Origin of the sequence: Mesorhizobium captivum (assembly GCF_033977165.1) — a bacterium.
GTDB lineage: Bacteria > Pseudomonadota > Alphaproteobacteria > Rhizobiales > Rhizobiaceae > Mesorhizobium > Mesorhizobium captivum.
On sequence record NZ_JAVIJB010000012.1, the window covers coordinates 16,563 to 39,715 of the forward strand.

Annotated in this window: 21 protein-coding genes; 11 read left to right on the forward strand and 10 right to left on the reverse strand. The window is 64.4% G+C overall.

Annotated features, from left to right (window positions below; genetic code table 11):
• Positions 1–100: 100 nt before the first annotated feature.
• A complete protein-coding gene (locus RFM40_RS12510) occupies positions 101–961 on the reverse strand; it encodes a TIGR01459 family HAD-type hydrolase (RefSeq protein ID WP_320277608.1) in 861 nt (286 codons plus the stop codon).
• A 295-nt stretch (positions 962–1,256) separates the two neighbouring features.
• Between RFM40_RS12510 and RFM40_RS12515 the strand changes: the two genes are divergently transcribed.
• Together RFM40_RS12515 and RFM40_RS12520 are read left to right on the forward strand one after the other, a co-directional pair.
• Positions 1,257–3,227, forward strand: a complete 1,971-nt coding sequence (locus tag RFM40_RS12515) for a TadE/TadG family type IV pilus assembly protein (protein WP_320277609.1) — start codon at positions 1,257–1,259, stop codon at positions 3,225–3,227.
• Between the two features lie 26 nt (positions 3,228–3,253).
• Positions 3,254–5,227 carry a pilus assembly protein TadG-related protein gene (locus RFM40_RS12520; RefSeq protein WP_320277610.1) on the forward strand — a complete coding sequence of 658 codons (1,974 nt, stop codon included), beginning with the start codon at positions 3,254–3,256 and terminating at the stop codon, positions 5,225–5,227.
• 56 nt (positions 5,228–5,283) lie between these two features.
• Here RFM40_RS12520 and RFM40_RS12525 read toward each other — a convergent pair whose 3' ends face one another.
• Positions 5,284–6,072, reverse strand: coding sequence for an SDR family NAD(P)-dependent oxidoreductase (locus RFM40_RS12525; RefSeq protein WP_320277611.1), 789 nt, complete (start codon positions 6,070–6,072; stop codon positions 5,284–5,286).
• 188 nt (positions 6,073–6,260) lie between these two features.
• Here RFM40_RS12525 and RFM40_RS12530 point away from each other — a divergent pair, with 188 nt between their 5' ends.
• Positions 6,261–6,893, forward strand: a complete 633-nt coding sequence (locus RFM40_RS12530; protein WP_320277612.1) for a LysE family translocator — start codon at positions 6,261–6,263, stop codon at positions 6,891–6,893.
• A gap of 105 nt (positions 6,894–6,998) precedes the next feature.
• Here the strand turns inward: RFM40_RS12530 and RFM40_RS12535 are convergent, their stop codons facing one another.
• Positions 6,999–7,823, reverse strand: a complete 825-nt coding sequence (locus RFM40_RS12535; RefSeq protein ID WP_320277613.1) for a DUF2189 domain-containing protein — start codon at positions 7,821–7,823, stop codon at positions 6,999–7,001.
• Positions 7,824–7,962: 139 nt separating this feature from the next.
• Positions 7,963–8,361 carry a VOC family protein gene (locus RFM40_RS12540; protein WP_320277614.1) on the reverse strand — a complete coding sequence of 133 codons (399 nt, stop codon included), beginning with the start codon at positions 8,359–8,361 and terminating at the stop codon, positions 7,963–7,965.
• A gap of 91 nt (positions 8,362–8,452) precedes the next feature.
• Between RFM40_RS12540 and RFM40_RS12545 the strand changes: the two genes are divergently transcribed.
• A complete protein-coding gene (locus RFM40_RS12545) occupies positions 8,453–8,974 on the forward strand; it encodes a CAP domain-containing protein (RefSeq protein ID WP_320277654.1) in 522 nt (173 codons plus the stop codon).
• 28 nt (positions 8,975–9,002) lie between these two features.
• Here the strand turns inward: RFM40_RS12545 and RFM40_RS12550 are convergent, their stop codons facing one another.
• The 3 genes from RFM40_RS12550 to RFM40_RS12560 form a co-directional block, all read right to left on the reverse strand.
• Positions 9,003–10,535, reverse strand: coding sequence for a DHA2 family efflux MFS transporter permease subunit (locus tag RFM40_RS12550; RefSeq protein ID WP_320277615.1), 1,533 nt, complete (start codon positions 10,533–10,535; stop codon positions 9,003–9,005).
• Positions 10,536–10,827: 292 nt separating this feature from the next.
• The gene (locus RFM40_RS12555) at positions 10,828–12,006 is read right to left on the reverse strand and encodes an HlyD family secretion protein (protein WP_320277616.1); all 1,179 of its coding nucleotides are present in this window, start codon (positions 12,004–12,006) and stop codon (positions 10,828–10,830) included.
• On the reverse strand, positions 12,003–12,476 hold the full coding sequence (locus tag RFM40_RS12560) for a MarR family winged helix-turn-helix transcriptional regulator (protein WP_320226376.1): 474 nt from the start codon (positions 12,474–12,476) through the stop codon (positions 12,003–12,005). The genes RFM40_RS12555 and RFM40_RS12560 overlap by 4 nt, the downstream gene beginning before the upstream one ends.
• Positions 12,477–12,769: 293 nt before the next feature.
• Between RFM40_RS12560 and RFM40_RS12565 the strand changes: the two genes are divergently transcribed.
• The 7 genes from RFM40_RS12565 (at position 12,770) to RFM40_RS12595 (ending at position 19,576) form a co-directional block, all read left to right on the forward strand.
• Positions 12,770–13,378: a CDP-alcohol phosphatidyltransferase family protein gene (locus tag RFM40_RS12565; RefSeq protein WP_320226342.1), complete on the forward strand. Its 609-nt coding sequence runs from the start codon at positions 12,770–12,772 to the stop codon at positions 13,376–13,378.
• 36 nt (positions 13,379–13,414) lie between these two features.
• Complete coding sequence (locus RFM40_RS12570) at positions 13,415–15,202, forward strand: bifunctional alpha/beta hydrolase/class I SAM-dependent methyltransferase (RefSeq protein WP_320277617.1); 1,788 nt, start codon at positions 13,415–13,417, stop codon at positions 15,200–15,202.
• 13 nt (positions 15,203–15,215) lie between these two features.
• Positions 15,216–16,553 (forward strand): phosphatase PAP2/dual specificity phosphatase family protein, encoded by a 1,338-nt coding sequence (locus RFM40_RS12575; RefSeq protein WP_320277618.1) that lies wholly within the window; start codon positions 15,216–15,218, stop codon positions 16,551–16,553.
• Positions 16,550–16,993: a hypothetical protein gene (locus tag RFM40_RS12580; RefSeq protein ID WP_320277619.1), complete on the forward strand. Its 444-nt coding sequence runs from the start codon at positions 16,550–16,552 to the stop codon at positions 16,991–16,993. The genes RFM40_RS12575 and RFM40_RS12580 overlap by 4 nt, the downstream gene beginning before the upstream one ends.
• Positions 16,990–17,649, forward strand: coding sequence for a lysophospholipid acyltransferase family protein (locus RFM40_RS12585; RefSeq protein WP_320277620.1), 660 nt, complete (start codon positions 16,990–16,992; stop codon positions 17,647–17,649). The genes RFM40_RS12580 and RFM40_RS12585 overlap by 4 nt, the downstream gene beginning before the upstream one ends.
• Positions 17,649–18,584, forward strand: coding sequence for a phosphatidate cytidylyltransferase (locus RFM40_RS12590; protein WP_320226337.1), 936 nt, complete (start codon positions 17,649–17,651; stop codon positions 18,582–18,584). Before RFM40_RS12585 ends, RFM40_RS12590 begins: the two co-directional genes overlap by 1 nt.
• A 158-nt stretch (positions 18,585–18,742) precedes the next feature.
• The gene (locus tag RFM40_RS12595; protein WP_320226336.1) at positions 18,743–19,576 is read left to right on the forward strand and encodes an AraC family transcriptional regulator; all 834 of its coding nucleotides are present in this window, start codon (positions 18,743–18,745) and stop codon (positions 19,574–19,576) included.
• Positions 19,577–19,692: 116 nt separating this feature from the next.
• On the opposite strand, the gene RFM40_RS12600 is transcribed toward RFM40_RS12595, so the two are convergent.
• From RFM40_RS12600 to RFM40_RS12610, 3 genes are all read right to left on the reverse strand, one after another.
• Positions 19,693–20,628 carry a bifunctional helix-turn-helix transcriptional regulator/GNAT family N-acetyltransferase gene (locus RFM40_RS12600; protein ID WP_320226335.1) on the reverse strand — a complete coding sequence of 312 codons (936 nt, stop codon included), beginning with the start codon at positions 20,626–20,628 and terminating at the stop codon, positions 19,693–19,695.
• 111 nt (positions 20,629–20,739) lie between these two features.
• Positions 20,740–21,876, reverse strand: coding sequence for an alanine racemase (locus tag RFM40_RS12605; RefSeq protein ID WP_320277621.1), 1,137 nt, complete (start codon positions 21,874–21,876; stop codon positions 20,740–20,742).
• On the reverse strand, positions 21,873–23,153 hold the full coding sequence (locus RFM40_RS12610) for a D-arabinono-1,4-lactone oxidase (protein WP_320277622.1): 1,281 nt from the start codon (positions 23,151–23,153) through the stop codon (positions 21,873–21,875). The genes RFM40_RS12605 and RFM40_RS12610 overlap by 4 nt, the downstream gene beginning before the upstream one ends.

A 23,153-nucleotide genomic window follows, 5' to 3' on the forward strand; every position in this document is an offset into this window, starting at 1 on the left:
TAAAGCGGGATGACCTTTCTTCGAATCGTCCTTCCGCTTTATCTTCTTGTTTGAGCATGATCTTTTCCAAGAACCGCTGCACACTTTTCGGGATCATGCTCTATTGCAGCCGCGCAATGACTGCGACCGGCCGGTAGCCGTGCGTTGCGAGGAAGCCCGCCAGCCTTTCGGGATCGGGCCGCAGCGGGTCGCCATAGTCGCGCGCATGAATGCCGCCCGAAACGTAGAGCACGTCGAAGCCGTTGTCGGCGGCGCCCTTGACGTCGGTCATCATGCCGTCGCCGATGGCGAGCACAGCCGGGCGCTCGACCGGATGGCCGAGCAGGCCTGCGACCTCCTTCATGGCGAGGTTGTAGATCGGCGCGAAAGGCTTGCCGGCAACCAGCGTGCGGCCGCCGAGCTGCGCATAGTCGCGCGCGAGCGCGCCGGCGCACCAGATGGTGCGCTCGCCGCGCTCGACCAGGATATCTGGATTGGCGCAGATGAACGGCAGGTTGCGGGCGCGCAGGCGCTGCAGCAGCTCCGCATAATCGGCCGGCTTCTCCACCTCGTCGTCATAGAGCCCGGTGCAGACGATGCCTGAAGCCTCGAACTCCTCGACGAGCTCGACGTCCAGGCCGTCATAGAGTGTGAAATCGCGCTCCGGGCCGATGTGGAAAATCTTCCTTGGACCCTCGGCGATCAGGTCGCGCGTGACGTCGCCCGAGGTGACGACGCGATCATAGGCATCGGCCGGCACGCCGATAACATTCATCTGCGCAACGACGTCGGCGCTGCGGCGCGGCGAATTGGTGATCAGCACCACCGGCACTTTTGCCGCGCGCGCCCGGGCCAGCGCCTCCGCGGCGACGGGAAAGTGCCATTCGCCATTGTGCACCACGCCCCATACGTCGCACAGAATGGCCGCGTAGTTTCCCGTCAGATCGGCGAGCGAAGCTATGATGTCCGGCCAATCCGCCATGCGTTTTCCTGATCTGATCCCTGGCAAGGCCGCGACAGCCATCCTTTCAGTTCGGAGGCCGCCACGGCCGGTCCCGCATAACCGAAGCGCTCCATCCTGTCATCAGCTTTCGCCATCGCCGGCGGGGAGCTCCGATATCGCCCGCCCGAAAGCGAAGGGTTAACGCGCGGTCAAAAAGGCAGCGCGTTGTTGATCGTTTCGCTCAAGCTGAAATTTAAGGATTTATGACCATGGTTGCAGATCAAATACGACCATGGTCGTACATCAATTGGGTCTTTGGCGGGGGCTAAACGCAATGATCCGCGGATTTCTTCGCGACTGCCGGGGCAACTATGCCCTGATGACAGTCATCACGATGGTGCCGCTGATGGGCGCCGTAGCACTTGCCGTCGACTACACGGAGTTGGTCCGGCAGAGGCAGGAAACGCTCAACGCTCTGGACGCCGCCGGCATCGCGTCGGCGCAACAGATCGTCAGCGGGGCAAGCGACGACGAAACCAAGGCCTACGCCAAGAAATTCTTCGAGGCCAACCTCAGGCACGTCCTTCCGGCTAACACTACGCTGACCATCACGTTGCCCAAGGACAATACCGGCGGCGGCACGCTGATCATGCAGGCCTCCCTGAAATACCACCCCTATATCCTGCCCGCAGCAACGATGCTGCTCGGCGGGAAGGCGGGCGACACCACAGTCAATTTCTCGGCCCGATCAGAAATCCGGTTGAAGAACACGCTGGAAGTGGCGCTGGTGCTGGACAATTCGGGCTCGATGTCGACGCTTGGTTCTGGAACCGGGCAGAAGCGCATAGACCTGCTTAAGGCCGCCGCCAAGCAGTTGGTCAGTTCGCTGGCGCTGCAGGCCCTGCAGATGAAGCAGGTCTCCAAGCCGGTACAGTTCTCGCTGGTTCCATTCTCCGCCTCGGTCAATATCGGCCCGACGCACGACCAGGATAGTTGGATGGACCAGAACGGCATTTCTCCCATCCAGCACGAGAATTTCGACTGGACGAAGATGACCGCCGCCAGCGATCCGAACAACTACGCGCAGAAGGTCAACGGCGTATGGTATAAGCGCGGCGACGGCTGGGGCGATACCAAGGACCAGCCGCTGACCCGCTTCAGCCTTTATTCCGACATGACCGTCGAGTCCGGCCGCGAAACGGTGCAGCCCCCCAAGCAGTATGTCTGCGACGTTACCAAAAGGGACGGCACCTGCAGCAAAGGCCATTGGGTCACTCCTCCCCCGGAATACGTCTACACGACCAGCCGCTATGCCAGTTGGCAGGGTTGCGTCGAGGCAAGGCCTTATCCGTATAACGACGACGACACGACGCCGGACAGCGCCAACCCGGCAACGCTGTTCGTACCGATGTTCGCGCCGGACGAGCCCGGGACTCTATGGCGCGATTTCAATCGCGACGGCGCCGACGACGTCGCCTTGGCGTCCTATGGTTACGACAACAATTGGTGGGCCGACTGGCCGTACGATCCGGTCAATCCGACCGCCTCGCAGCGGCAGTCGGACATGCGCAAATATTTTCTGGTCAAACCCTACGGATCGAAGTCGGCCGCATCGGGTGATGGTCCAAATGCAGCCTGCACCACCAGCCCGATCACGCCGCTCAAAGACGTCACGGTGGCGGCTCAAAAGCAGGAACTCGACGACGCGATCGACGACATGGCGCCGACCGGCAACACCAACGTGCCGGAAGGCCTCGCCTGGGGCTGGCGGACCGTGTCCAGCAATGAGCCATTCACAGAGGGACGGCCGAATACCGAGAAAGGCAACGATAAGGTGGTCATCGTGCTGACGGACGGCGCCAATACTTACAGCGCCATCAGCGATAGCAGCTACGCCAACAATCGTTCCACCTATGCGGCCTATGGCTACACCGGCTACATCAATCCTGCACTGGGCGGCGTCACGCGCCTGTTTATGAACACCAGCGCCAGCGTGCCGAAGACCACCTACACGGACGGCAACTACACGGCTGCGCTTGATGAGCAGATGCAGACCTTGTGTGCCAACGCCAAGGCGGCCGGGATCATGGTGATGACGGTCTCGCTCGATCTGGTCGAGACTAAGGCGGCCGAGAAGAAGGCGATTGCGGCGCTGAAGGCCTGCGCGTCGGACTCGCGTTTCCGCAAGGATCCGACCGACCCGAGCAAGCCCGCCAAGCTTTATTGGAACGCGACTGGGGCGACGCTTTCCGACGATTTCAAAGAAATCGCCAATGAATTGTCGAACCTGCGCATCGTCGGTTGATCCGTAAGAGGGACCGTTTGCCACAGATGCGCGAATTCTGGCGTCGATTTTGCCGCGACCGGCGCGGCAATTATGCCCTCGTGACGGCGATTGCCATGGTGCCGCTGATGGGCGCCCTGGCGATCGCCGTCGATTTCACCGAGCTCAACCGGCAAAAGCAGATGGTGCTGAATGCGCTCGACGCGGCCAACTTCGCCGCCGCGAGGCGCTTGGCGGAAGGCGCGACCGACGATCAGATCAGGGCCTATGCGGTCGACTTCTTCAACGCCAACCTCAACAACATCGACCCGGCGACGATCTCGCTCGACGTCACGCTGCCCAGCAGCCAGGCCGGCGGCGGCCTGGTGAGCATGTGCGCGACGCTCAACTACCACCCCTATTTCTACCCTGCGGCGGCTCTGCTCAACGGCGCGTCCGAAGGCGACGCGAACAAGCCGATCACGCTCGGGCCGTGCTCGCAGGTGCGGCTGAAGAACACGCTGGAAGTGGCGATGGTGCTCGACAATTCGGGCTCGATGTCGATGAAGGGATCCGGCACAGGGCAGAAGCGCATCGACCTGCTCAAGCAGGCCGCCAAGCAGCTCGTCGACACGCTGGCCCAGCAGGCGGCGCAGATCAAGCAGATCGACAAGCCGGTCCAGTTCAGCCTCGTGCCCTTCGCCGCCTCGGTCAATGTCGGTCCGGACAACGACAACGCCTCCTGGATGGACGTCTACGGGCTGTCGCCGATCGCCAACGAGAATTTCGACTGGTCGACGCTCAACGCCGCCGACCAATACGCCGAGAAGATCAACGGCATCTGGTACAAGAAAGGCACCGGCTGGGGCACGGAGGAAGGCCAGGCGCTGAGCCGTTTCTCGCTCTACCGGGACATGAAGGTCGTCACCAGCCACGAGCGCATCGTCGGCAGCAAGCGTGTCGTCTGCGACGAATACCGTTCCAACAACACCTGCGAGCGCAGCCACAACGAATACGACTACAACGACACCTATGGCCCGTTCGCCAGCTGGCAGGGTTGCGTCGAGGTGCGGCCTTATCCCTACAATGTCGACGACACGCCGGCATCGGGCGGCCCCAACAACACCGGCATCGGTGTCGGCGACCCCGCGACCATGTTCGTGCCGATGTTCGCGCCGGACGAGCCCGGCAATCATTGGAAAGTGACGCAGGATCCGGACGAACTTCCGCCGAAAACCTACGGCGCCGCCAACAGCTGGTGGAACGACGACCCGTCGAGCACCACCGGCAAGACCAGGCAATCGAACATTGCCAAGTATTTCCAGCCGCGGCCGATGAATGCCCCGGTGCTGGGCGCGGGCGCCGGCCCGAACTACAGCTGCACGACGACGCCGATCACGCCGCTCACCGACGTCACCAACGCCGACGGGCTCGCAGCCGTCAAGGCGGCGATCGACCTGATGGTTCCCAACGGCAACACCAATGTGCCGGAAGGCATGGCCTGGGGCTGGCGCACCGTCTCCAGCGCGGCACCGTTCACCGAAGGACGGCCGGAGACCGAGCGCGGCAACGACAAGGTCGTCATCGTGCTTACCGACGGCGAGAACACCTATTCGACGGTCAATCCGGACCCTGCCGGCAACAAGTCGACCTATGCCGCCTACGGCTATACCGGCGTCGGCTATAACCGCACTTCGGTTACCCGCCTGTTCGGCGGCACATCGAGCGATATCGGCCAGTTCAATTATTCGTCCGGCAACTACACCAGCGCCCTCAACGAGCAGATGGCCAAGCTCTGCGACAATGCCAAGGCAGCCAACATCATGGTGATGACGGTGGCGCTCGACATGTCCTCGACCGACGCCGGCGACAAGAAAGCGATGGAGGCGCTGAAGACCTGCTCGTCCGACTCCCGCTTCCGCAAGGATCCGACCGATCCCAGCAAGCCGGCAAAACTGTTCTGGAACGCGACCGGCGCGACGCTGTCCGACAATTTCAAGGAAATTGCGAACGAGTTGTCGAATTTGCGGGTTGTGGGGTAAGGCCGGAAATCAGAGATAGGCGTTGATTGTCAGCGTCCAGGCTCTGAAAGTATGCTTCACGATGCAGGCAATGTCGCTGAAGGGCCCGTCTTTGAGGCCAGCAATTGGCCACCGTCGACCGCGATCGTTTGCCCCGTAATCCAACTTCCCATGTCGCTCGCCAGGAACAGTGCAACTTTTGCGATCTCCTCCGGCGTGCCAAACCGCCCCCAAGGTATGCTGTCGAGCGTGCGCTGATACAGTTGGGGATCGGACGCCTTGCGGTTATCCCACACGCCGCCTGGAAACTCGATTGAACCAGGCGCGATGCCGTTTACCCGGATGCGTTTTGGCGCAAGCGCCAACCCCTGGCCCATTGTGTAGTTGACGAGCGCCGCCTTGATCGCGGCGTAAGGCAAAGTGCGCGGCACCGCCCTGAAACCGGAAATCGACGAGATGTTGATGATGACGCCAGCCCGCGCTTTTTCCATGAACGGGATGGCTGCCTGGGTGGTGCGCACCGTCGCCATCAGGTCGACGTCGATGCTGGCTCGCCAGCCGCTCTCGTCATCCCTCATGCCGATGCCCGACGCGTTGTTGACCAGGATGTCGATACCGTCGAGCGCGCTAACGGCTCCCGCCACAAAGCTCGCAGGCGCAGATGCCTCTGCGAGATCGCATGGCATTGCGAAAATGGTCCCTCCATGCCGCTTCAGCTCGACCTCAGCCGCTTCGAGCCCCGGCGCACCGCGGGCGCAGATTGCGACATCGGCGCCTTCCGCCGCAAATGCCAGAGCGATTGATCGGCCGATGCCGCGACTGGCACCCGTTACAACAACCTTTTTGCCCTTGAAGGAGATTTGCATTGCGTTGACCCGTGCAAAGCTGACTCTCGAATTTCTAGGTGAATGGAAGTGTATTGGATTATCACCTCCTGGTCGAGAAACGGCCGGATTTGGCGCATCGAGGCTGGCGCAACGGCCGGCGCCTTGAAGCCCTTGTGCCGTTCTGCGAGGCAGGGCACATCTGAGGCGCGCTTTCCAGGAGACGCCTCGTGCCCGACGCCGCCAATCATCTGACCTTCGCGCTGATCTGTCTCGGCATGGTGCTGACACCTGGGCCGAACATGATCTACCTGATCTCGCGCTCGCTGTCGCAAGGGCCGAAGGCGGGGCTGATCTCGCTGGCAGGCGTGGCGCTGGGCTTCCTGTTCTATGTGCTGTCGGCGGCGTTCGGCATCACGGCGCTGATCTTCGCCGTGCCTTACGCCTATGACGCGCTGCGCATCGTCGGCGCGCTTTACCTGCTGTGGCTCGCCTGGCAGGCGCTGAGGCCAGGCGGCCGCTCGCCCTTCCAGGTCCGCGAGCTGCCGAAGGACAGGCCGCGCAAGCTGTTCGTCATGGGCCTGATGACCAACCTGCTCAACCCGAAAGTGGCGGTGCTCTATCTGTCGCTGCTGCCGCAGTTCATCAACCCGGCCAAGGGTCATGTGCTGTCGCAGCTGCTGCTGCTCGGCGTGACGCAGATCTCGATCAGTCTCACCGTCAACGCGATCATCGCGGTGACGGCAGGCTCGATCGCCACCTTCCTCGCCGGACGGCCGTTCTGGCTGGTCGTCCAGCGCTGGATGATGGGCACGGTGCTGACCGCGCTGGCGCTTCGGATGGCAACCGAAGCGCAGCGTTAATGTCTCCCGAAAGTGGGCCCGGTTTCGGGACGAAGACATGCTTAAAATCAAGAACCTAAAGCAGGTCGCGTGAATCCTTTTTCACGCGACCTGCTTTAGAGTGCTTTACATCGGCCTGCGTACCGGCCGGATCTGCTCCGGCTCGACCACCTTGCGATAGAGATGCCAGGTCGCGTGGCCGAGGATCGGCATGACGACGGCAAGGCCGGCAAACAGCGGGATCGAGCCGATCACCAGAAGCACGGCGACCGTCAGGCCCCAGAGCGCCATCTGCAGCGGATTTGCCATCACCGCGCGCGCCGAGGTTTCGATCGCCGAGACGGCGCCGACGTCGCGGTCGAGCAGAAGCGGGAAGGCAATCACGGTGGTGGCAAGCACGACGACCGCGAAGATGAAACCTGCGGCATTGCCGAGCAGGATCAGCATCCAGCCCCTGCCGGTCGTCAGCACGTCGCGCAGGAACGTGCCCACCGAAGCTGGCGGCTCGGCGCCGAATAGGCCGGTGTAGATCGATTGCGCGGCGAACAGCCACAGCAGGAACAGCGCGAAAAGCAGGATGCCTATCACCGCGATCGAGGGCAGCGCGGGCGAATGGCGCACGTCGAGCGCATGGTGCCAGCGGCTGCTCATGCCGAGCTCGCGCCGGCGGCTGATCTCATAGAGGCCGATCGCCGCGAAGGGTCCGATCAGCGCGAAGCCCGACATCAGCGGATAGACGAGCTGGATGGCGTTGGAGCCAGACGACCACTGCGTCAGGATCAGGCCGACGATCGGATAGATCAGGCACAGGAACACATAGTGCGAAGGCTTGGCCCAGAAATCCTCTGCGCCGAGCCGCAACGCATCCCACAGATCCGACGTGGTGATGTGGCGCACCGTGGGTTGCACATGCATCCCTCGCGCGTCCGCCATGACGTGAAAACCAGCCATAACCGTCCTCCGTATTCCGCGGGGGCGGTCACCGCCTGGGTGGCCGCCCGTGGCTGCCACTTTCAAAACACCGTGATCATAGCCGATCTTCCGGGAATTGTCGCCCACGTGATTTTCAACGCAGCGAAGCTCGTTTCGCCTATTCCGGCGCGTTGAACACCGCCTCGAGGCGATGCCCATCCAGGTCGATGACGAAAGCCGCGTAATAGTGCGGACCGTAGTCGGGGCGCGGGCCTGGCCCGCCATTGTTCTTGCCGCCATGGGCGAGCGCGGCCGCATGGAACCGTGCGATACTCTGGCGATCAGGAGCGGCGAGCGCCAGATGGAATCCCGGTCCGGGCGGACGCTGCCCCTTCGGTCGGAATTTGATCGCCAGCTTGTCGCCGCCGCCGGGCGGGCCATAGCCGACAGCCTGATCGGGCTCGCCGGGCCTGAGATCGTCCCAGACGCGGACATAGCCGAGCGGCGCCAATGTAGCGTCATAGAAGGCGGCCGAGCGCTCGATGTTCGAGACGCCGAGGGAAATGTGGTGGAGCATGGCAGACCTCCTGTTGTCGAATCGCTTCGCCGTCCTGGCGATTTTCAACGCCTGCCCGGCAAAAGCCATGATCGCCGGTATCAGAGGCCGCATGACCAGCCTGACCATCGATTCCCGCGATGTCGACAGACGCGCATTGCTCAAAGCCATTGGGCTCAAGGCCGCCGGCCTGGCGGCGCTTGGCGGCATTGCCGCCTGCGGCAGCGTCGCGCTGCCGACCGGCGAAGGCGCCGGCGTGTCGTCCTCCGCTACAACCACCTTGAGCACAATCCGCGCATCGGCCGGATTGCCGACGCTGGTGCCGGATGCGCAGCTCGAACAGGCAGCGCTCCAGCAGGCCGGCTACATGGCGTCGCGCGCCCGCATGAGCCACACGACCGGCTGGGGCAAGGACTTCGCCTCGCGCATGAAGGGCAACGGGGTACGCGGCGCTGCCGGCGAGAACATCGCCGAGGGCCGCTTCGACCTGCAAAAGCTGTTCGACATCTGGATGCATTCGGACGGCCACCGGCGCAACATGCTCGATCCGGACTTCAGCCGCTTCGGCCTCGCCTATGTGCGCGACGGCCGCGACCCCAGCCTGCGCTACTGGGCGCTGGTGCTGGGCAGGTAACGAATCGCGATAGCGATCCCTTCGAAAATCAGTCCATATGTGCCGCCGGCGCGCCAGCCGCCGGCGCCGCCTTCGGCTTGCGCAGCAGGACCACGAACGGAACCGCAAGCAGCGTCATCACCATCAGGATTTTGAAGTCGTTGATGTAGGAGATCATCATCGACTGGACATTCACCAGCCTGTCGACCTGCGAAAGCGCGGCGGGATCGCCGCCTGCGGCCGCCGGCGAGGCAGCCCACAGGTTGGGATTGTACGGATTGATGAAGGCGGAAAGCTCGGTATGGTTCACCTGCGTGTTGCGCACCATCAGCGCCGCAACCACCGACACGCCGATCGACGAGCCGAGATTGCGCACCAGGCTGAACAGCGAGGTGGCGTCGGTACGGTAGCGCGCGTCGAGCGTGGCGAAGGCGACCGTCGACAGCGGCACGAACACCATGCCCATGCCCAGACCCTGTATGACGCCCGAAGAGATGATCAGCCAGTTGTCCATCTGCGGCGTGAAGCTCGCCATGGTGTAGAGCGACTGCGCGGTGAGCAGGAAGCCGATGGCGACCAGGATACGCGCGTCGATCCTGTGCATGATGCGGCCGACGAACAGCATTGAAATCATCGTGCCGATGCCGCGCGGCCCCAGCACGACGCCTATGGTGACGGTCGGGTAGCCGAAGATGTTGGCAAGCATCGGCGGCAAGAGCGACATCGAGGCCAGGATCAGCACGCCCATGACGAAGATGAAGCCCAGCCCGGTCACGAAATTGCGGTCGAGGAAGATCTTTGGATCGATGAAGGGACGCTCGGACGTCACCGTGTGGATGATGAACACCCAGAAGCCGGTGATCGACAAAGCGAGTTCGATCCAGATCTCGGCCGAGGAGAACCAGTCTACCTCGCCGCCGCGGTCGAGCAGAAGCTGCAGCGCGCCGACGCCGAGCGAGATCATGGCGAAGCCGAAGAAATCGAAGCTGCGCACGCGCTTGGCGACGACAGGCAGATAGGCGGCCATGCCGATGAAGGCGAGGATGCCGACCGGCAGGTTGATGAAGAACACCCAGCGCCAGTTGAAGTTCTCGGTCAGCCAGCCGCCGAGCGTCGGGCCCAGGATCGGCCCCAGCATGATGCCGGCGCCCCAGATGGCCATCGCCTGGCCGTGGCGTTCCTTCGGATTGATGTCGAGCAGGAAGGTCTGCGACAGCGGCACGATCGCCGCGCCGAACACGCCTTGCAAGAGCCGGAAGAGCACCATCGTCTCGAGGCTCCAGGCGAGGCCGCAGAGCATGGAGAAGATGGTGAAGCCGACGACGGAGGCGAGGAACAGTTCCTTGCGGCCGAGGCGATCGGCAAGCCAGCCGGTGACCGGCGTCATGATCGCCGCGGCCACGATGTAGGAGGTCAGCACCCAGTTGATGTTGTCGGGCGAGGCGCCGAGGTCGCCGGTCATGGTCGGCAGCGCGACATTGGCGATCGTGGTGTCGAGCGCCTGCATGATCGTCGCCAGCATGAGCGCGACCGTGATCAGCCCGCGGTGCGGCACTTCCTTGAAGGGTTCGGGCGTGCTCATGGTGGCGAACTTCCAGCAGGTAACAAAAAACGTACACTGGGTTTCCGGGCGGCGAAGCCTTCCGTTGAGAGACCCTCATCGCGGTGGGACGCGACTATCGATGTGGGGGTTACATCGACCGAAAGTCTCTATTCGAGCGGATCCCTGCCGCCCGGAAACCTGAGGACCGACGGGTACGTGTCGAAAGCTTCAGCTTGGCCAAGCCGTGCGGCTCGCTCTGGATGCTGATCTCTTCCACTCCTCCCATCGGACCAATCCCTGCGCCCGCTCGTCCTCGCGAGATAATTTTCCTTTACTGCGCGTGCTCGCCGGCCGTGGCGTGGCCGAAGATCGACGGCAGGCCGCGCGCCACGCCAGTGTCGACGGTGACCGTCGCGCTCATGCCGGTGCGCAGCGCCATCTTGGCGTCGGGGTCGGTCAGTTCCAGGCGCACGGGGATGCGCTGGGTGACCTTGACCCAGTTGCCGGTGGCGTTCTGGGCGGGCAGCAGCGAGAACTCGGCACCGGTGCCGGCGCCGATCGCCTTCACGGTCGCCTCGAAGGTCTTGCCCGGATAGGTGTCGACCACGATCTCGGCTTTCTGACCCGGCTTCATGTTGGTGAGCTGGGTCTCCTTGAAATTGGCGTCGATCCAGGTGTCGCCGGTCTCGACCAGTGCGAACAGCGGCGTGCCGACAGCGACGTACTGGCCGACCCGGAAGGACGAGGCCTGGTAGACGATGCCGTCGGCTGGCGCCTTCACCGTGGTCTGCGCGAGGTCGTAAGCCGCCTTGTCGCGGGCGGCGAGCGCCGACATCACGGTCGGATGCTTGTCGGTCTCGATATCCGGATTGCCGCCAAGCGCCGCCTTGGCGCTGACGATGCCCTGCTGCGCGACCGCAAGCTGCTGCTTGGCCTTGTCGAGATCGTTGCGGGCCTCGTCCAGCGACGACTTGGCGTTGATGCCCTTCTGGGCGAGATCGGCGGCGCGGTCATATTGCGACTGCGCATAGTCGACTTCGCTTTTGGCCGACTTTTCCTGCGCCATCGCCTGGCTGTAGGCGGCGCGCAGCTGCTGGACATTGAGGCGCGCGGCGGCCACAGCCGCGTCGGCCTGGGCCAGCGCGATCCGGTAAGGCTCGGGGTCGATGACGAAGAGAAGATCCCCCGCCTTGACCGCCTGGTTGTCGGCAATGCCGACCTGGACGATACGGCCGGCCGTATCGGAAGCGATCGAAATCCTCGGCTGCTGCAGGTTGGCGTTCTCGGTGTCCTGGTAGCGCCCGCCCGTCACCCAGACATAAGCGCCACCGGCGAGCAAAGCCAGCGGCAGGGCTACCATCAAAAGGAAGCGGCCCAGGCGCCGCTTCTTCTTCGGCGCTGGCGCCGGCTGCGGCTCGGGCGCCAAAGAAACCGGAGTGGACGCCGGCTGCGCCGGCGCCTCCATTTCCAGCTTGGTGACGTTGTCTTCCATCTTGGCTGCCGCGTTCATGCTGCTGCGCCTTCCGTCTTCTTTTCCAGCGACGACGCTTCGCCGTCCGTCAGATTCTGCACGATCGTGTCGAGCACCCGGATCAGGATGCGGCGGTCTTCCGGCGATACGCCGGTAAGCGATTCCTCATAGACCTCGCCGGCAAGGCTCTTGACGTCGGCATAGGCCGCGCTCGCCTTGGCGGTGGGAAATATCAGCCGGACACGACGGTCGGTCGCATCGGTGCGGCGTTCGATCCAGCCGCCCTCCTCCATCCGGTCGACAAGACGCGAAACGCTGATCGGCTCGATTTCCAGCATGTCGGCAAGCCGCGCCTGGGTAATGCCGGCCTCCTTGGCCACGCGTACCATCAGGCGCCATTGCGCCGACGACAGGCCGAGCCCGCTGGCGCGCGCCTCGAAGCGCTTGCGCATCAGGCGCTGCACGTCGTGGATCAAAAATCCCAATCTGTCGATGCCGTCTGAAACCATGAGCGGCATATATAATAAGCGTGCTCACCATTCAAGGGGAATGCGTTGTTCCAGAAGCCGCCAAATCGCATGGCAGCCATGCGACGGACCCACGGCTGTCGGTTGCCGAAGGTCCGGCGCCTCGAGCGCGAGCCGATGCGATGCCTGATCGAGATGGCGACTGCGGCGGCTTGAGGGGACGCGTTCAAAACCGGGCGTCAACCGTCTGAAAATTCACTGTGTTTTAGCCGTGCGCTGGCGCCGCTCGGCCTCTTCATGGTAGAGATAAAAGCGTGGATCGGGGGATCGACGCAATGCCGACGCTCTATGCGCTCAAGCCGGCTTTCCAGGACAGACTGCGGCCGCTGGTCGAGAGGCTGGCGACAATGGGCATCACGGCCAACGGCATAACGATACTTGCTGCCTTGCTGTCCATTGCTGCCGGAACCGCAATCGCGCTTCTGCCGGGCTGGCGCATACTCCTCCTCCTCATTCCCGTCGTGCTTTTCGTTCGCATGGCGCTCAACGCCATGGACGGCATGCTGGCGCGGGAGCATGGCCAGGCCTCGACGCTCGGCATGTATCTGAACGAAATCTGCGATGTCGTTTCCGACATGGCGCTGATCCTGCCCTTTGCCGCCTTCCCGCAATTCGGCGCCTGGGGCGTCGTCGCCTTCGCTATCGCCGCGATGCTCGCCGAATTCGCCGGCGTGCTCGGCATCGCCGCGGGCATCGGACGGAACTATGCCGGGCCGTTCGGCAAAAGCGACAGAGCGTTGACACTCGGTGTGGTCACCGTGCTGTACGCCTTCGGGCTCTGGTCCGCGTCGATCGCGCCGTTTGTGTTTCCGGCCATGGCTACGCTTTCGCTGCTGACCGCCATAAACCGGATACGCGCCGGTCTTATTGGCAGCACCGGCTAAGCATCGAAGCTCGCCATGCCGCCCGGGGGAAACGCCATGCTTCACGAACCGATCGCCGCCGCGCCGGCGGAAAGCCCTGCGCGGCAAGCGGAGGAACGGACGTTCCGCAGCCATGACGGCACGGAGATCTTCTACCGTTTCTGGCCGGCGGTATCCGCCGAGGCCAAGGGCGCGGTCGTGCTGTTCCATCGCGGGCACGAGCATGGCGGCCGCATGGCGCATCTGGTCGACGAATTGCGCATGCCCGACCATGCCTTCTATGCCTGGGACGCGCGCGGCAACGGCCGCTCCGAAGGTGAACGCGGCTATGCCCCTTCCTTCTCGGCGCTGGTGCGCGACATCGATTGCTTCATGCGCGAGATCGCCGGCAGGGACGGTTTTGCCGCGCAGGATATTGCGCTGATCGCGCAGTCCTTCGGCGCGGTGCTCGCCGCCGCATGGGCGCATGACTATGCGCCGAAACTGCGGGCCATGGTGCTGGCCTCGCCGGCCTTTTCGGTCAAGCTCTATGTTCCCTTTGCCAAGGAGGGCATCGCGCTGTGGCAGAAGATCAAGGGACGCTTCTTCGTCAATTCCTACGTCAAGGCGAACCTCCTCACCCATGACCCGGTGCGCATCGCCTCCTTCGAAAACGATCCGCTGATCACAAGGCCGATCGCGTCGAACATCCTCGTCGAGCTTTACCAGCATGCGGCGCGCATCGTCGCCGATGCCCGCGCCATCACCGTGCCGACACAGCTTCTCCTCTCGGGGAGCGACTGGGTGGTGCGGCACCCGCCGCAACACGAGTTCTTCGTCAACCTCGGCAGTCGCATCAAGGAGCGCCATGTGCTGCCGGGCTTCTTCCACGACACGCTGGGCGAGCGCGACCGCGCCAAGGCGCTCGACCTGATCCGGCCCTTCCTCGAAGGGCAGTTCGTTTCGCCGGCCGAAGCCGTCGACCTGAAGCAGGCGGACATCGCCGGCTACACGCGCGACGAGGCCGACCGGCTCGCTTCGCCGCTCGACCTTCTGTCCCCGACGGGTCTGTACTGGGCGCTCAGCCGGGCGTTCATCCGCATCGGCAGCTGGTTCTCGCAAGGCATGAAGGTCGGTGTCGGCACCGGCTTCGATTCCGGTTCGACGCTGGACTATATCTATGAGAACGAACCGCGCGGGCTCGGGCCGATCGGCCGCATGGTCGACCGGACGTTTCTCGACGCCATCGGCTGGCGCGGCATCCGCCAGCGCAAGCTCAACCTAGAAGAGCTGATTGGCACGTCACTGGCGATGCTCAAGGCCGGCGGACGGCCCGGCCATATCCTCGACATCGCCGCCGGCCACGGCCGCTACGTGCTCGACGCCATCGCCAAGAGCCCCGATCCGCCGGCCAGCGTGCGCCTGCGGGACTATTCCGACCTCAATGTCGAGCTCGGCCGCAAGCTGATCGCCGAGCGCCAATTACCGGCGAGCGTCTCGTTCCAGCGCGCCGATGCCTTCGACGGCGACGGGCTGGCCAGGCTCGATCCCGCGCCGGATCTCGCCATCGTCTCCGGCCTCTACGAGCTTTTCTCCGACAATGCGCTGATCGCCCGCTCGCTCGGCGGCCTTGCCCGCGCCATGCAGCCGGGCGGCCTGCTGCTCTACACCAACCAGCCCTGGCACCCGCAGCTCGAGATGATCGCGCGCAGCCTGACCTCGCATCGGGGCGGACAGGCCTGGGTGATGCGGCGGCGCACACAAGGCGAGATGGATCAGCTGGTCGAGGCGGCCGGTTTCGAGAAGCTCGACCAGCGCATCGACCAATGGGGCATCTTCACCGTCTCGCTGGCAAGGCGGCTCTAGGAACGGTCCACGCATGCCCATCAGTGCCGAGCCCCCTTCGCTTCCAGCCAACCCAGCAGCCGAACCCTATGGCCGGATCGTGGTCAGGGCCGCACTGTGGCTCGCCTTGCTCGCGCCGTTCTTCTATTCGACCTACGGCTTCGCCAACTGGCTGGCCTCGACGCGCGACCATGTCGGCAGCATCGTGTTCTCCTGGGAGCACCATGTGCCGTTCGTCGCGTGGACGATCGTGCCCTACTGGTCGATCAACCTGTTCTACGGCCTGTCGCTGCTGCTCAATGGCAGCCGGCAGGGCGTCGACCGGCTGGCTGGCCGATATCTCACCGCGCAGATCGTCGCCGTCATCTGCTTCGTCCTGTTTCCGCTGACCGCGACCTTCGTTCGGCCGGCAACGACCGGCCTGCCGGGTTTCCTGTTTGCCATGCTTGGCGGCTTCGACAAGCCGTTCAACCAGGCGCCGTCGCTGCATATCGCGCTTTTGGTGATCATCTGGGACCATTGGCGCCAGCGCCTCGGCGGCATCCTCCTGCCGCTCTGGCACGGCTGGTGCTTCCTGATCGGCGCCTCGGTGCTGACGACCTGGCAGCACCACTTCATCGACATCCCGACCGGCGCGCTGCTTGGCTTCTTCGCGCTGTGGCTCTTTCCGGCCAAGGGCGAACCGCCTTTTGCCGGCTTTCGCCTGAGCGCCAGCAGGATGGCGAGGCGCCTTGCGCTGTCCTATGGGCTGGGCGCCATCGTGGCGCTTGGTGGCGCCGCCATCGGCGTCTTCTTTTCCGCAACCGCGCTTGTGCTTTTGTGGCCGGCGCTGGGGCTCGCAATCGTCGCCTTCGGCTATGCCGGGGCCGGCGCCAAGGTGTTCCAGAAGGCGCAGGACGGCCGCGTGTCGCTGGCGAGCCGCATCCTGCTCTGGCCCCATCGGCTTGGCGCGACGATCAATCTGCTTGCCTGGACGCGCAAGCTGCCGCCGGTCGTGGCCATCGCCGACGGCGTCTTCCTCGGACGCTTTCCCGCTGCCTCCGAAGCCAACGGCTTCGGCACGGTGATCGATCTCGCCGCCGAGTTGGAGCGGCCCCGCGACGCGTCAGGCCGCTGGGAGAGCTTCGGCATGCTCGATCTACTGCCGACGCCAGCGGACGCGCTCGGCCAGGCGGTGGCTGCGATCGAGCCGGCGCGCGGGCACGGCACGGTGCTGGTCTGCTGTGCGCTCGGCTTCCAGCGCAGCGCCACCGTCGTCGCCGAATGGCTGGTCACGAGCGGCCGCTCGCACACACCGGCGCAGGCGCGCAAGCAGCTCGCCGCTTCTGGCCGACCAGTACTTCTCCCGATCGGGTTGGACAAGCCGGCATGAGGGACGAGGCCCATCAGCAGCAGACAGCCGCCTTCGCCGCCATGCTCATCAAGCAGGCCGCGTGGCCTGCCGTTATCGTGCTCGCCTGCGACGGTTTTGCGCCTCTGGTCGCCTCGGCGCGCGGCGCGCTCTACTCGCCGATCGCGGTGCTGGCGCTGCTGGTCGCGGCGGCGAGTGCCGTCGGCGTGCTTGGGTTTTCGGCGCTTCTGCTTTTCGACGCGTTGCTGTTCCGACTGATGGCGAGCCATAGCGACGATGTTTCGGGAGGCGCGGCGGTCGACGACCTGCTGGCGCGCATGCGGCTGAAGCCGGCTCCCTCCTCCCCGCGCGCGCTCGACGAGCGCATCGCCGGAACACGCCGCCTGCTTGCCCGGCAGCGCATCGCCTTCGCGATCTTCGTCTTAGCGTTCCTAACGGCCGGTTTCTGGATGCCTCGATGAGCAAGCTTGCGCTCCGGACCTTCACGCTGCTGCAGACGGCGACCTCCGTCGGCCTGTCGGCGCTGGCCTGGGCCGTGACCGGCGTCCGCCCGATCTGGAGCGGCAGCCAGCCGTCGGACCGGCAGCGCATCTATTTCGCCAACCACACCAGCCATGGCGATTTCATCCTGCTGTCGGCTTGTCTCAGCGAGAAGGAGCGCGCCATCACGCATGCGGTGGCCGCCGCCGAATATTGGGGGAAGTCGCGCCTGCGCCGCTTCATCGCCGAGGACATGCTCTCCTCCGTGCTGATCAAAAGGCAATGGACGAGCCCCGAGGAGAACCCGATCTCGATCATGCTCTCGGTGCTCGACCAGGGCCATTCGCTGATCATCTTCCCGGAAGGCACGCGCAATATGAGCGACGAGCTGCTGCCCTTCCGCTCCGGGCTCTACAATCTGTCGATGGCGCGGCCGGATGTGGAACTCATCCCCTGCTGGATCGAGAACATGTCGCGCGTGCTGCCCAAGGGCCAGTTTCTGCCGGTGCCGCTGCTCTGCCGGGTCGTCTTCGGCGCGCCGGTGGCGGTGGCGCCTGGCGAGGAGCGCCGCGCCTTCCTCGCGCGCGCCCGCGAAGCACTTCTGGCGCTCGATCCGCGCCCCGACCGAGACGATTGATGCGCCACGAAATCAGCATTTTGATCATCGGTCTTTTTGTGGTGCTGAGCACGGCCAGCGTCACCGCCGGGATCCTTTCGATGCGCGCGCCGAAGCCGCTGAGCGCGACGCTCGTCAACCTCACCCAGCGCATCAACGCCTGGTGGGTGATGGTGGCGCTGATGACGATCGCCTTCTTCTTCGGCCGCTACGGCATGACCATCCTGTTCGCGCTGATCTCCTTCGCGGCGCTGCGCGAGTTCGTGACGCTGACGCATAGCCGCCGCAGCGACCATTGGGTGCTGCTCGGCATGTTCGGCATCGTCATTCCGTTCCAGTATTGGCTGGTGTGGACGGCCTGGTACGGGCTGTTCGTCATCTTCATCCCGGTCTACTGCTTCCTGCTGATGCCGGCGATCACGGCGTTGCATGGCGACACCGAGCGATTCCTGGAACGCATCGCCGCGCAGCAATGGGCGATCATGATCTCGGTCTACTGCGTCAGCCACGTCCCTGCCCTGCTCACCCTCAACGTGCCAGGCTTCGAAGGCCGCAACCTCCTGCTCATCGCTTTCCTGATCATCGTCGTGCAGGGCAGCGACGTGCTGCAGTACATCTTCGGCAAGCTGTTCGGAAAACACCGCTTCTCGCCGAATGTCTCGCCGTCGAAGACTTGGGAAGGCCTGATCGGCGGACTGGTCGCGTCGTGCCTGCTCGGCGCGCTGCTCGCCTTCATCACGCCGTTTTCGCCGCTGCAGGCTTCGGCCGTCGCCTTTGTCGCCTGCACGATGGGATTCCTCGGCGGGCTCGTCGCCTCGGCGATCAAGCGCGACCAGGGCGTCAAGGACTGGGGCCATCTGATCGAGGGCCATGGCGGCATGCTCGACCGCACCGACAGCCTGGTCTTCGCCGCGCCGATCTTCTTCCACATCGTGCGCTACTTCTGGACGGTGTGATCGACCAACTGGACCGGTTGCGCATCAGCAGCGTGACGACGGCGAAGGCGGCACTGCCTCCGTTTGTCAACATCGTTTCGACTTCGCGCCATGCGCAATTTCGATCAAACTGGCTGTCGGCGCGGTGGCTAGTGTCGCCGCGCCAAATGCGAGGAGCCATGAACCCGACCGAGAAAGCGCTGTGGTTTGTCGAAAGCCATCTGCCGGATGCGATTTCGCTCGACGATGTCGCGGCAAGCAGCGGCGTGTCGCGCTTCCACGTGACGCGCGCCTTCGGTGCGGCCACCGGCCGGTCGGTCATGGGCTATATGCGGGCGCGCCGGCTCAGCGAAGCGGCGCGCAAGCTTGCCGGCGGCGCGCGCGACATCCTGTCGGTAGCGCTCGATGCCGGCTATGGCTCGCATGAGGCTTTCACGCGGGCTTTCCGAGACCAGTTCGGCACCACGCCGGAGCTGGTGCGCGCTGGAGGCTCGACCCAAAACCTCGACCTCGTGGAGCCCATCCTCATGGACAGTTCGCTTCTCACCACTCTCGAGCCGCCGCGCTTCGAGACCAGCCGGCCGTTCCTCATCGCCGGGCTCGGCGAGCGCTACAGTTGCGAGTCCAGCGCCGGCATCCCGACGCAGTGGCAGCGCTTCGGCCCCTATATCGGCAACATCCCCGGCCAGATCGGCAATGTCGCCTACGGCGTCTGCGTCAACGGCGACGACGTCGGCAATTTCGACTACGTCGCCGGCGTAGAGGTCGCCGATTTCTCGGATCTGCCAAAGGACTTCTGCCGGGTCAGAGTGCCAGCGCAGAAGTACGCGGTGTTCGCGCATCGCGAGCACATCTCGACCATCCGCCGCACCGTCAACACGATCTGGAACAAATGGCTGCCGGCCTCCGGCCACGAGATCGCCGATGCCCCGGAATTCGAGCGTTACGGGCCCGAGTTCGATGCGCACAGCGGCAATGGCGGGCTGGAGATCTGGGTGCCGGTGAAGGGTTAAGGCGCCTTCCCCTTCTCCCCCTGTGGGAGAAGGTGTCGCCGAAGGCGACGGATGAGGGGTGTTCCAGGGAAAACCAGCGTCTCACTTCGCTGGAACACCCCTCATCCGTCTCTGCGCTATAGCTCCAGGTTCCAGGTCTGGCCGACAAGATCCTTGCCGAAGGAATGGTGACGCTCTTCCTCGACCAGCTTGAAGCCCGCCGCCTGGTAGATGCGGCGAGCCGAGCCCAGTATGTCGTTGGTCCACAGCGTCAGTGTCTTGTAGCCTTTGGCGCGGGCGAAGGCGATGCACTCGTCGACCAGCCGCCGGCCGATGCCCAAGCCGCGCGCCGACGGCTCGACGTAGAGCAGCCTGAGCTTCGCCATCTTGGGCGACTTGCGCATGACGAAGACCGAGCCGACCACCTCGCCTTCGCGCTCTGCGATCCAGCTGCGCTCCCATTGCGGGACGAAATTCTTGACGAACTCGCCGAGGATTTCCGCGACCAGCGCCTCATAGGTTTCGTCCCAGCCATAGTCCTGCGCGTAGAGCAAGCCCTGGCGGTGCGTGATCCAGCCGATATCGCCGACCTGCAGCAGACGAAGAATATAGGGCACCTTGGGTTCGGGTTTGTCGCCGAGCAGGTCCTGCACCGTGCGCATCGCTTTGACCAGCCGTTCCTGATCGACGGGCGCCAGACGATCGAGCAGCGCGCGCACCTGGTCGTGCGAATCCTGGTTGAGAGGCGCGAAAGCCTCTCTGCCCGCGGACGTGAGCGTGATCGAGGCGCGGCGCGCATCGGCCTCGGTGGCGGCGCGCTCGACCAGGCCGCGGTCCTCGAATTTTTTCAGCAGCCGGCTGACATAGCCGGGATCGAGGCCCAGATCGCGCACCAGATCGCTGGCAACGAGCCCATCGCGATGGGCAAGCTCATAAAGCACCCGGGCCTCAGTGAGCGAAAAGGTGCTTTTCAGCCAGCCTTCATCGAGAACGCCGATCTGGCGGGTGTAGAAGCGGTTGAAGGCGCGCACCGCGTCGATGCGGTCCTTGCCGGGATGATCGTGGATCGTCATGGAGTTCCTCCTGCCTTCGACAGGATCAACCATTTAGTTGACGGAGTCAATGAATTGATTGTCACGCCTTCACGGTCGCCGGCGCTAGTCGCGAGTGCCTGAAGCGCACCCTCACCCCATCGGCAGCGCCGGCCAGAACTCCACGATCCGTCCCGTCGAAAACACAGCAATCGCCCCAAAATGCTGCAGCACCGCCTCGCTTTGCGTCGGCCTGAGGAACGCATAGTCCCCGGGCTTCACGGCAGCATCAGCCGGCAGTCCCATGAACTGCTGGTTGGACGACAGCCCGATAAGCCCGTTCGGCTTCATGCCTTCGGGGAACACGGGCTCGGCCATCCATTTGCCGCCGTAGAGATAGCAGCCCTTGCGCGGGAAGAGGCCGAGCGCCCGTAGCGTCCTGGAGATCGTCGCCGGGCCGGGTAACACCGGATCGACCGCCTTCAGGATCGGCGTCGCGATGAAGGCCGCCGGTTGGAAGCCGTCGAGGCTGGGCGTGTCGAAATCCTTGGGCAGCACGAAGGCGGAGCCGATCGAGACTTCGTTCGCCACGCCTGAGCCATGCAGGAGCGCCGTCTTCGAGCCGCCGATGTTGAGGATGCGGCGCCGGTCCGGATCGAGGGCGGCGACGAATTCGGCGGCTTTGGCCGACGCCTTCTTCAACGCTTTTTCCGCGCCGCCGAACAGTCCAGGGATTTCGGGCGCATGCGCCTCATAGGCCATGACGCCTTCGCAGCGCAGGCCCTTGGGGATCGTCAGCGCCCTGATTCCGGCGGGACTGGAAAAACCGCCGCGATGCAGGCCGACATCGACCTCGAAAGCGAAGCGCAGTTCGGTGTCGAGCCCGGCGGCGAGCGCACCATACTCCGCCAGACGCTCCGGCGTATCGATCAGCCAGCAGACGCGCGACCACCAGCCGGCGCCGCCCCGCGTGAGCGCGGCCCTGGCCGCGCCGACCGGCATCGGCTTGCCGTAGAGCAGGTCGCCCTCGGGGAAGGCGTCGAGCAGGGCCTGCGTCACCGGCGGATGGAAGGTCATGAAGCGGTCGGTGCCGAGCGCTCTCGCGATATGCGAAAGCAGCGGCAGGCATGGCAGCGACTTGTCGACCAGCCGCACGGCAAGGCCAGCCGCCAGCCTCTGCTTCACCAGCGCGATGTTGGCGTCGAGCCGGTCGCGGTCGAGCACCAGGCAGGGCCGAAAGATGTCCGCCGCCTTCAGCGCCTTCGACAGCTCGGCGAAATAGGCGCTCATCGTTCAATGCCGAACAGGCCGGCCATGTAGGGCGACATGAAGCGGTTTTCCGGATCGATGTCGCGGCGCACCGCCATCGCCTCATCCCAGCGCGGATAGAGTTTTTTGAAATCCGCCGCCTTCAGGCTGTGCATCTTTCCCCAATGCGGCCTGCCGCCGTACTTGCGGAAGATCGGCTCAGCCGCGCGCATGAAAGGCAGCGGGTCGTTCGCAGCATCGTGGTGGACGGCGATCGACGAGGTCAGCCTTTTGTGGAAGGGCGAAAGCCAGAAATCGTCGGGCGCCACCGAACGCACTTCCATCGGGAAATAGACTTCCGGAAAGTGCTTCTCCGTCAGCTCGATGATCTCGGCCAACGCCTTCGGGCCTTCTTCGAAAGGCAGGTGATATTCCATCTCGTTGAACTTTGTCCGGCGGTCGCTGGCATAGACGTTGAGCCAGTCCTGCACATAATCCTCGGCTGGCACCTTTTTCACCGCGCCCTTAATCAGCGCGCGGCGCAGCCATGGCAGCCGGCGCAGCATGGTGCGCAGCTTGCGCAACGTCGCCAGCCCCTCCTCGTCGTCCTCGGTCGGCCGCGGCGTGGGCGGCGCGTCGCTCAGGTCGCTGGCGATGAACTGGGCGTAGCCGGAAAACGGAATGTAATAGAATTCGGCCGAGCGGTGCGCGGCCATCATCGTCTCGAAATCGCGCAGCATGTCTGCGATCGGCAGCGCCCATTTGCGACGGCGCAGCCGGTAGGTCGGGATGTTGTTCATCGTCACTTCGATGAGCACGCCGAAAGCGCCGAGCGCGACGCCAGTGGCATGGATCATGTCCTGGTCGTTCGCCCGGCTGAATTCGCGCAGTTTTCCTTCCCCGTCGACGAACTGCACCGTCTCGAGCTGAGTATGGTAAGCGCCGAGCGTCGGGCCGGAGCCATGCGTCGCCGTGCCCAGCGCTCCGCCGATCGCCTGGCGGTCGATGTCGCCCATATTGGGCAGGCCCTGGCCGATGCCCTGCAAGATATGCATCAGGGCGCCGAGCCGCGTGCCCGCCCTCACCCGCGCCCGGCTGGTTTCGGCCTCGTGCGAGACCAACCCCTCGATCTTTTCCAGCGAGACGATGGTGCCGTCCGACTGCACCAGCGGCGTGAAGGAATGGCCGGCACCGGCGACACGCAGCGGACCGGGCGCCGAGCGCACCAGCTCAGCCAGCTCGCCGGCATCGGCGGGTGTGGCGATCAGCTTGGGCGCGGCCTTCACGAAGCCCGACCAGTTGCTCCAGGAGCTCGCCAT